Origin of the sequence: Streptomyces longispororuber (genome assembly GCF_024448165.1) — a bacterium.
Lineage (GTDB): Bacteria > Actinomycetota > Actinomycetes > Streptomycetales > Streptomycetaceae > Streptomyces > Streptomyces longispororuber_A.
Genome location: NZ_JAMOLN010000062.1, coordinates 38,761 through 45,407, shown reverse-complemented (window position 1 = coordinate 45,407; position 6,647 = coordinate 38,761). Strand labels below are relative to the sequence as shown.

The 6,647-nt window shown below is 73.6% G+C and carries 6 protein-coding genes and 1 pseudogene; 3 read left to right on the top strand and 4 right to left on the bottom strand.

The features are described 5' to 3' along the window. A pseudogene (locus tag M4J07_RS19055) lies at positions 1–675 on the top strand (hypothetical protein); the annotation flags it as partial. Here the strand turns inward: M4J07_RS19055 and M4J07_RS19050 are convergent. Continuing rightward, on the bottom strand, positions 668–1,483 hold the full coding sequence (locus M4J07_RS19050; RefSeq protein ID WP_255973450.1) for a helix-turn-helix domain-containing protein: 816 nt from the start codon (positions 1,481–1,483) through the stop codon (positions 668–670). The pseudogene M4J07_RS19055 and the gene M4J07_RS19050 overlap by 8 nt on opposite strands. Further along, positions 1,480–2,259, bottom strand: coding sequence for a helix-turn-helix domain-containing protein (locus M4J07_RS19045; protein WP_255973448.1), 780 nt, complete (start codon positions 2,257–2,259; stop codon positions 1,480–1,482). Before M4J07_RS19045 ends, M4J07_RS19050 begins: the two co-directional genes overlap by 4 nt. A gap of 236 nt (positions 2,260–2,495) precedes the next feature. Here M4J07_RS19045 and M4J07_RS19040 point away from each other — a divergent pair, with 236 nt between their 5' ends. Next, the gene (locus M4J07_RS19040) at positions 2,496–2,915 is read left to right on the top strand and encodes a peptidoglycan-binding domain-containing protein (RefSeq protein WP_255973446.1); all 420 of its coding nucleotides are present in this window, start codon (positions 2,496–2,498) and stop codon (positions 2,913–2,915) included. A 206-nt stretch (positions 2,916–3,121) separates the two neighbouring features. Then, complete coding sequence (locus M4J07_RS19035) at positions 3,122–3,916, top strand: endonuclease I family protein (RefSeq protein WP_255973444.1); 795 nt, start codon at positions 3,122–3,124, stop codon at positions 3,914–3,916. A gap of 58 nt (positions 3,917–3,974) precedes the next feature. On the opposite strand, the gene M4J07_RS19030 is transcribed toward M4J07_RS19035, so the two are convergent. Together M4J07_RS19030 and M4J07_RS19025 are read right to left on the bottom strand one after the other, a co-directional pair. After that, positions 3,975–4,805 (bottom strand): nitrilase-related carbon-nitrogen hydrolase, encoded by an 831-nt coding sequence (locus tag M4J07_RS19030; RefSeq protein ID WP_255973442.1) that lies wholly within the window; start codon positions 4,803–4,805, stop codon positions 3,975–3,977. A gap of 13 nt (positions 4,806–4,818) precedes the next feature. After that, positions 4,819–6,492 (bottom strand): thiamine pyrophosphate-binding protein, encoded by a 1,674-nt coding sequence (locus tag M4J07_RS19025; RefSeq protein WP_255973440.1) that lies wholly within the window; start codon positions 6,490–6,492, stop codon positions 4,819–4,821. Positions 6,493–6,647: the final 155 nt, after the last annotated feature.

Sequence of the window (6,647 nt, the reverse complement as noted above, 5' to 3'; positions counted from 1 at the left end):
GGCAACGGTGACGGGGGCGGAGGCGGCTTCCCTGGTGGCGGTGAGATGCCCGGCGGCAACGGGGAGGGTGGCTTCCCCGGCGGCGGCCAGATGCCCGGCGGTGGTGAGATGCCCGGCGGCCAGATGCCCGGCGGTGGCGAGATGCCCGGCGGCTCCGAACAGGGCGGCTCGCAGGAGAGCGGCGGCGGCATGCCCGGCGGCTCGGGCGGCGGTCCCGGTGGCGGCGGCATGGGCGGCGGCATGGGCGGCAACGTCAGCAGCGACCTGATCGCGTACCTGGAGAAGCACCAGGACGGCGCCGAGTGGCTGCTCGCGGTCTCCAATTCGCAGTCCGCCGCGCAGATCATCCTGAGCACGAAGAAGCCCGTCATCTCCATGTACGGCTTCACCGGCTCCGACCAGGGCATGACGGTCGCGAAGCTCAAGAAGCTGGTGAAGAGCGGCCGGCTGCACTACATCCAGGTCGGCGAGAGCGGCATGGGCGGCGGCATGGGCGGCGGCAACGACGTCAGCTCCGCGGTCACCGCGTGGGTGAAGAAGCACGGCACGGCGGTGAAGGAGAGCGAGTACAGCAAGAGCACGAACAAGAGCGACGACAGCTCCTCGTCGTCCTCGTCGTCCTCGTCGTCATCGTCGTCCTCGCTGTACCGCCTGGACCCGTCCGACGTCAGCTGACCGGCGCGCCGAAGCACCACCGCTTCCCGCCTCGCACCAGGCACGCCGTCACCCGGTCGAGTTCGCTCCGGGTGACGGCGGCCATGGGGGTGGACAGGGCGCCGCGCGCGTCGAACTCGTCGTCCACGGAGGCCTGTTGGGCCCGGCGCCCCGGGACGCGGACCTCGATCCGGTCGCCCACCTCCCCCAGATCGATCCGCGCCCACACGGCGGCGCAGTCCGGGCCGTGCCGGAGCTTGACGACGGTGCCGCCGGGAAAGGCCCTGCGCCGCAGCGTCGTCGGCACCGGGTCGACCCCGCAGCCGTACGCCTCCGGGTCCTTGCCGGTGCAGTCGGCGCCGTGGCAGCCCTTGGCCGCGGTGGTGACGGAGGCGGCGGCCGGTCCGCGGGGGTGGTCGTCGCCGGTGACCAGCAGGGCGGCGGCCACCGCCGCGAGCACGAGGACGCCGGCGAGGACCCCGAAGCCGATCACCGGCCGCCTCCCCCACCGCCCCGGCCCCGCCACGTCCACGACCACCGGCACCGGCTCCGCGACCGGTACCGCCACCGGCTCCGCCGCCGCGGCCCGCCCGCTCCACGCGCCGTCCGCCAACTCCCAGAGCGCGAGCGCCCGTTCGGGCCGCTGACCGGCGAGTGCGCAGAGCTCCTCGACGGCCTGCCGCGGCGGCAGGGCCTTGCCGTTGAGATAGCGCTCCCAGGACGACTTGCTGTACGGGGTCTTGGCGGCCAGGGCGGCGAGGCTGAGGCCCGACCTGCTGCGGGCCGCGCGCAGCGTCTCCACCAGCCGGTCGCACTCCACCGCCGTCATGTGCGCAGCGCCTTCCAGGTGTCCTCGCCCACGATCCCGTCGACGACGAGGTGGGCCCGCTTCTGGAGCCGTTGCACGGCGCGTCCGGTGCGGGGCCCGAAGAAGCCGTCGGCGATGCCGGGCGCGAGGCCGCGGTGGCGGAGCAGGCACTGGGCCTCGACGACGGGCCACTGCGCGGACTGCGGGCCGATCAGGCCGGTGCGGGTCCTGCTGTATCCCGCGTAGAGGAGTCCGTCGCCGGCGCGGTGCACCTTGCAGGGGTGGTCGACCCCTGCCTTGAACACGAACTCCTTCGGTGCCGCGGCCCTTTCGCCGCCGTCGCCCCAGGGGCGCACGAGGACGAGGGCGAGCGCGAGAGCGGCCACGACGACGGCCGCGATGACCGCCGCCCCGACGACGAGGCCCGGGCGGCGAAGCCCCCGGACCGGCCCGGCGTCCGCCGCCTCGGGGGCCGCGTCAGGGCCGGCCCCGGGAAGCGCATCGGTCGGCGCCTCGGGAAGCGCACCGGCGCCCCCGCCCCGCTCCGCCGCCACTTCGTGCAGCGCGAGCAGCCGTACGGGATCGCCGTCGCAGGCGCGGGCGAACGCCTCGACGGCCTGGCGGGGCGGCAGCGCCCTGCCGTTGAGATAGCGGTCCCAGGACGAGCGGCTGTATCCGGTGCGGGCCGCGACCGCGCGCAGGGTGAGTCCGCTGCGGTCCTTGAACCGGCGGAGCTGGACGGTGAGTTGACGCTGCCTCGGTTCCATCGAGGCGGGCAGCTGCTTCCAACGAGACATGTTCCCCCTCCATGTCTGTTCGTCACACCCGGTAAAGATGCCGCGCACCGGTACTTCAGTTCCCCGGCCGCGTACGGCGTCCCGCCGCTGTCCCGTCCCGCCGGGCGTCCGTGCAGGTCAGCGGTTGGGACGTCCCGCGCCTGCAGCAGAATCGCGACATCTCTGGCCGTGCCCCGGCCGCTCCCGGCACCGTCGGTGGTGTTCGACAACCGACCACTCATCACGGGGAGTTGCCCATGACCAGGACCATCGCCACCACTCCGCGCCGGCTGCTCGGCGTCGGCCTCGCCTCGCTCACGCTGCTCGGCGGCGCGGCGGCCGGGGTCGCCACCGCGGACACCGCCGCGCCGGCCGCCGCCCGCGGCACCGTGCACGCGGCAGCCGACAAGGTGTGCACCTACTACAACGGCGTCGGCTTCCGCTGCGGCTACTACAACGGCAGCGCGACGATCGGCAGCGGCAACAACGGCAGGGCCGTCAAGGAGGTCCAGGCACTGCTCAACCAGACGACCTCCGCGCCCGGCACCCTCAAGGTCGACGGCCGGTTCGGGTCGCGGACCAAGGCCGCCGTGCTCTGGTTCCAGAAGAAGTACCACGTCAAGCCGTACGACGGGATCGTCGGCCCGAAGACCTGGAAGGAGCTGCGGCTGAAGTAGGCCCCGGCGCCCACGACATGGCACGGCCGGCCCGCGCTCCCCGGGGGAGGGTGCGGGCCGCGTCGCGCGCCAACTGGTTCCCGGAAAAAGGAAGTTGCCGCGTTCCGACACACAATCGTCGCCGAACGTTCACCCCTTTGCGTACGTGTCCATGTCACGCTCCGTCCGTCCCCAGTCGACACGCGTAGAACGGACGGACACCCCACATGCCCCGCATCCCCATACGCACCGCCGCCCTCACGACAGCCGCGCTGCTCGCCGCCGTCGCCCTCCCCGCGGCCACCGCGAGCCCCGCCTCCGCGACCACGACCGCGTACGACTCGACGTACTACAAGAACGCGATCGGCAAGACGGGCCCGAGCCTCAAGTCGGCCCTGCACACGATCATCAGCAGCCAGAGCAAGATCTCCTACTCCGCGGTCTGGGACGCCCTGAAGGTCACCGACCAGGACCCGAACAACAGCAGCAACGTGATCCTGCTGTACAGCGGCGTCTCCCGCGCCAAGTCCCTGAACGGCGGCGACGTCGGCGACTGGAACCGCGAGCACACCTGGGCCAAGTCCCACGGCGACTTCGGCGAGGTGACGGGCCCGGGCACCGACCTGCACCACCTGCGCCCCGCGGACGTCCAGGTCAACAGCATCCGCGGCAACAAGGACTTCGACAACGGCGGCAGCGCCGTCAGCAACGGCGGCGGCAGCCTCACCGACTCCGACTCCTTCGAGCCGCGCGACGCGGACAAGGGCGACGTCGCCCGCATGATCCTCTACATGGCGGTGCGCTACGACGGCGGCGACGGCTTCGCCGACCTGGAGCCCAACGAGTCGGTGAACAACGGGAGCAACCCCTACATGGGCAAGCTCGCCGTCCTCAAGCAGTGGAGCGACGAGGACCCGCCGAGCGCCTTCGAGGAGAAGCGCAACCAGGTCATCTACGACACGTACCAGCACAACCGCAACCCGTTCATCGACCACCCGGAGTGGGTCGACGCGATCTGGTAGCCGGTCCGCGCGGCGCTCCGCCGTGCCGCCGAACGCCTGGGCCCAGCGGCTCAGCGGCTCAGGCGTTCGGCCCGTACAGTTCGGGCCGCCGGTCCCCGAACACGTCGTTGTGCTCGCCGAGCCGCTTGTCGCGGGCCTGCTCCAGGTCGCAGGCGGCCAGCAGCAGGGCCGGGCCCTCGGTCGGGGCGTGGCCGGCGAGCGGGAAGCCGTCCGGGTCGGCGATCACCGAACCCCCGGTCCAGCGCACCCCGCGCTCCTCCCCCGCGCGGTCGCAGGCCGCGACGTACATCCGGTTCACGGCGGCGTCGGCCTGGACGCGGACGGCCTCGGCGGGACGCTCGCCCTCGGGGCGCGGGAACAGCGGCCAGTTGACGGGCGCGCAGAGCAGTTCGGTGCCGGCCAGGGCGGCGAGCCGGACCCACTCGGGGAACTCGAGGTCGTAGCAGACCATGACGCCGATCCGGCCGACGCCCTCGACGTCGACGACGGGCGGCCGTTCGTCGCCCGGCACGAAGAAGTCCTTCTCCGTGCCGAAGAGATGGGTCTTGCGGTAGACGGCGCGGACGGTGCCGGTGGGGTCGATCAGGACCGCCGAGTTGCGGACCCGGTCGTCCGCGTCCAGCTCCGCCAGGCCCGCCACGAGCGTCACGCCGTGCCGGCGGGCCGCCGCCGACCAGGCGGTGACCGTCGGCCCTTCGACCGGTTCGGCGAGCGCCCGCGCCTCGGCGGCGGACGCGAACACGTAGCCGCTGTTGGCGAGTTCGGGCAGGACGACGACACGGGCGCCGGCGCCCGCCGCCGCCTCGATCGCCTCCTCGGCGGCGGCCAGGTTGGCCGCCACGTCGCCCACGCCGAGGGCGAGCTGGGCACAGGCCACGGTCGTCGTCATGCCACTTCCTCCGTCATCCCAGGTGGGTGGGGGCGAACATGCGCAGCAGCGCGGGGAGCACCACCACGTGCGGGCCGGGCTCGGCCAGCGCCTTCGCCAGGTCGGCGCGGAGCGACTCCGGGCTGGTCCTGACGCCCGGGACGCCGAAGGACTCGGCGAGGGCCACGTAGTCGGGGCGGGTCAGTTCGGTCGCCGTGGCCTGGCCGAAGGCGTCCGTCATGTACTCGCGCAGGATGCCGTAGCCGCCGTCGTCGACGATGAGCCAGGTGACGTCCAGGTCGTGCTGGCGGGCGGTGGCGAGCTCCGCGATGGAGTACAGGGCGCCGCCGTCGCCGGAGACCGCGAGGACGGGCCTGGTGGGGTCGGCGGCGGCCGCGCCGAGCGCCGCCGGGAAGCCGTAGCCGAGGCCGCCCGCGCCCTGCGCCGAGTGCATCGCGCCGGGCCAGGCCGACCACGCCCAGTAGGCGAGGATCGTCATGTCCCAGAACGACGGGGAGCCGGCCGGGAGCGCCTCGCGCACGGACGCCAGGACCTGCTGCTCCAGGGTGAGTTCCTGGGCGTCGATGCGCTCGCGGACGGCCTTGAGGACCGCGGCGACGCGCGCCGGGGCGTCGGCGTCGGGCCGCTCGTCGACCGTCTCGACCAGCGCCTGGAGGGCGAGCCTGGCGTCGGCGTGGATGCCGAGGGCCGGGTGGTTGGACTCCAGCTTGCCGGCGTCCGCCTCGATGTGGACGACCCGGCCGCGCGGCTTGAACGTGTGGTAGTTCGAGGAGAGCTCACCGAGTCCCGAGCCGACGACGAGCAGGACGTCGGCGTCCTCCAGGAAGTCGGTGGTGTGCCGGTCCTCCAGCCAGGACTGCAGCGACAGCGGGTGCTCCCACGGGAAGGCGCCCTTGCCGCCGAAGGTCGACACGACCGGCGCGTTGACCCGCTCGGCGAGTGCGAGCAGCTTGCCCGCGGCGTCCGCCCGGACGACACCGCCGCCCGCGATGATGGCCGGCCGCTCCGCCCCGGCGAGCAGGTCGGCGGCGACGGCGGTCAGCTCGGGCCGCGGGACGAGCTCGCGCGGCGTCGCGTCCATGGCGGTGACGACGGGCAGCGTCGTCTCCGCGAGGAGCACGTCCTGCGGGATCTCCACCCACACCGGGCCGTGCGGGGCGCTCAGCGCGGACTCCCAGGCGGCGGCGATGGCCGACGGGATCTGCGACTGCGTGCGGACGGTGTGGACGGACTTGACCACGTCCCGGAACGAGGCCTGCTGGTCGCGCAGCTCGTGCAGATAGCCGTGGCGTCCGCCGCCGAGCCCGGCGACCGGGATCTGGCTGCCGATGGCGAGCACCGGCGCGGACGCGGCGGCCGCCTCCTGGAGCGCGGCGAGCGACATCAGCGAGCCGGGCCCGGTGGACAGCAGCAGCGGCGCGACCTCGCCGGTCACCCGGCCGTACGCGTCCGCGGCGAAGCCCGCGTTGTTCTCGATGCGCAGTCCGACGTAGCGCAGGTCGGAGCGGCGCAGCGCGTCGAACATGCCGAGCGCGTGCTGGCCCGGCAGGCCGAACACGGTGGACGCGCCGAGCCCGTGCAGCGTCTCGACGACGAGGTCGCCGCCGTTGCGCCCGGGCGGCGGGTTCAGGGCGGCCTCGGTCTGCGCTGCCGTGGGCCGCAGCTCCAGGTCGTGGTCGTGGGTCATGCGGTTTCCGCCTCCGCGGTGGTTCGGGTCTGCGCCTGCTCGCCGTAGGGGGCTCGGTCATGTCGGCGGCCACCGGTTGTCGTGGGCTGGTCGCGACGAAAGCCGCGGCCGCCACCGAAGCGGACCCCCTACGGCGAAGGGGCCGGCCGGTCAAT

What these genes read in the sequence shown, in the direction of transcription:
- M4J07_RS19025 (WP_255973440.1), bottom strand. Translation starts at nt 6,492, where the DNA reads ATGACCCACGACCACGACCTGGAGCTGCGGCCCACGGCAGCGCAGACC.
- M4J07_RS19050 (WP_255973450.1), bottom strand. Translation starts at nt 1,483, where the DNA reads ATGACGGCGGTGGAGTGCGACCGGCTGGTGGAGACGCTGCGCGCGGCC.
- M4J07_RS19035 (WP_255973444.1), top strand. Translation starts at nt 3,122, where the DNA reads ATGCCCCGCATCCCCATACGCACCGCCGCCCTCACGACAGCCGCGCTG.
- M4J07_RS19040 (WP_255973446.1), top strand. Translation starts at nt 2,496, where the DNA reads ATGACCAGGACCATCGCCACCACTCCGCGCCGGCTGCTCGGCGTCGGC.
- M4J07_RS19045 (WP_255973448.1), bottom strand. Translation starts at nt 2,259, where the DNA reads ATGTCTCGTTGGAAGCAGCTGCCCGCCTCGATGGAACCGAGGCAGCGT.
- M4J07_RS19030 (WP_255973442.1), bottom strand. Translation starts at nt 4,805, where the DNA reads ATGACGACGACCGTGGCCTGTGCCCAGCTCGCCCTCGGCGTGGGCGAC.